Source organism: Streptomyces boluensis, assembly GCF_009908195.1.
GTDB classification, from domain to species: domain Bacteria; phylum Actinomycetota; class Actinomycetes; order Streptomycetales; family Streptomycetaceae; genus Streptomyces; species Streptomyces boluensis.
In genome coordinates this window covers 1-1,531 of record NZ_JAAAHS010000703.1, presented here as the reverse complement: position 1 = coordinate 1,531, position 1,531 = coordinate 1, and the positions used below count along the sequence as shown (strand labels likewise).

The 1,531-nt window shown below is 71.2% G+C and carries 2 protein-coding genes; one reads left to right on the top strand and one right to left on the bottom strand.

What is annotated here, in order from left to right; translation table 11 throughout:
* Positions 1 to 260: 260 nt before the first annotated feature.
* On the bottom strand, positions 261 to 890 hold the full coding sequence (locus GUY60_RS37595) for a PadR family transcriptional regulator (RefSeq protein ID WP_312866578.1): 630 nt from the start codon (positions 888 to 890) through the stop codon (positions 261 to 263).
* A gap of 158 nt (positions 891 to 1,048) precedes the next feature.
* Between GUY60_RS37595 and GUY60_RS37590 the strand changes: the two genes are divergently transcribed.
* Positions 1,049 to 1,531 (top strand): LLM class flavin-dependent oxidoreductase (locus tag GUY60_RS37590; protein WP_161705983.1); only part of this gene is annotated, 483 nt, incomplete at its 3' end.

The window sequence follows — 1,531 nt, the reverse complement described above, 5'->3', positions numbered from 1 at the left end:
CCCCCGCAGGCAGCCGTACCGCACCCACCCCCGCGGGCCGCGATGCCGCATGGCCGTCGCTGACCCCGGCGATACCGAGGACGAATCCGGTGATGACGGCGGCGACGATCACGGCACGGGTGCTCACGGCGGGTACGCCTCCGAGGGTCTTGGGGGAGCGGAACCCACCCGTCCTACCGCCGAAAGCCCCGTGGCGCGAGCCCTTTCACACGGTCGTGGGGCGCACCCCGGAACGTTGACGCGCCGCCCCCCATGACCCACTAAAGCTCCTCGCGCCCCGCAGCCTCCCCGAGCCCCGCCAGATCCCCGAGCATCGCCTCCGCCTGCTCCACCTCGCCGACGAGGCGCCGCTCGCTCCAGCGCAGGGCTATCTGCGGGTGGCCCCACGCCTCCACGCCCTCGGCTCGTGCCAGCGCCTCGCGTACCTCCGTCAACTCGGCCCGCGTACGCGCGATGTGCTCGTGCACCAGGGTCCGCAGCCGCTCGGGCTCCGACAGGTGGCCGAGCCAGACGCGCAGCAGCAGCGGGTGTTTCAGCACCGGCGCGCCCGGGTCGTGGCCGGGCCCTGCCCAGTGGTCGAGGGCGGCGCGGCCCTCGGCGGTGATGGTGTACGCCCGCTTGGTGCGCGGCTCGTCCGGGCCCGAGCGCCGGGACGTGGCGTACCCGCGGGCCTCGAGCCGGCGCAGCTCGGAGTAGATCTGGCTGATGGCGGGCGACCAGTAGAAGAAGCGGAGCGAGGAGTCGGCCCACTTCTTCAGCTCGTAGCCGGTGCGTTCGCCGGGGAACGAGAGCAGGCCGAGGACCGCCCAGGCCGTCGGGGGGAGGCCTGCCGTGGGGTCGTCCGGATGCTCGTCCTGCTGCTCGGCCCGCTGAAGATCGCCCATGCTCATGGCGGCATTGAAGGGCGGTACGGGCCGGACGCGCAATCCCCCCGCCCGTTCCGGGCCCGTACCCGTGCCGCATCCCTTGCCACTTGGTGGCGCTGCCGCTAGACCTGACGATTAGTCATATGGCTGATCGAAAGATCTCTCAACTCCCAGGAGGCGGCGTGAAGTTCTCCGTGATCTTCGAGGCGCAGCTGACGGACCCGACCGTCGAGCGTGAGCACCAGGTCATCCGCGACAGCGTGGAACAGGCCGTTCTGGCCGAGGAGATGGGCTTTGACCGGATCTGGGCGGTCGAGCACCACTCCCTGAAGTGGTACGCGCACATGAGCGCCCCGGAGATCTTCCTCACCTGGGTCGCCGCGAAGACCAGCACCATCCGGATCGGGCACGGCGTGGTGTGCATGCCGTTCAAGTTCAACCACCCGGTGCGCGTCGCCGAGCGGGCCGCGATGCTCGACCTGCTCTCCGGCGGCCGGGTCGACCTCGGCGCGGGGCGGGGCGGCACGCTGCAGGAGACCTCGCTGTGTGGAGTCGACCGGGACCGTACGACGCAGGAGGTCGAGGAGGCGCTGCGGATCATCGGCAAGGCCTGGCAGGAGGAGGAGCTGGAGCACCACGGCGAGCTCCTCGACATCGACCCGCAC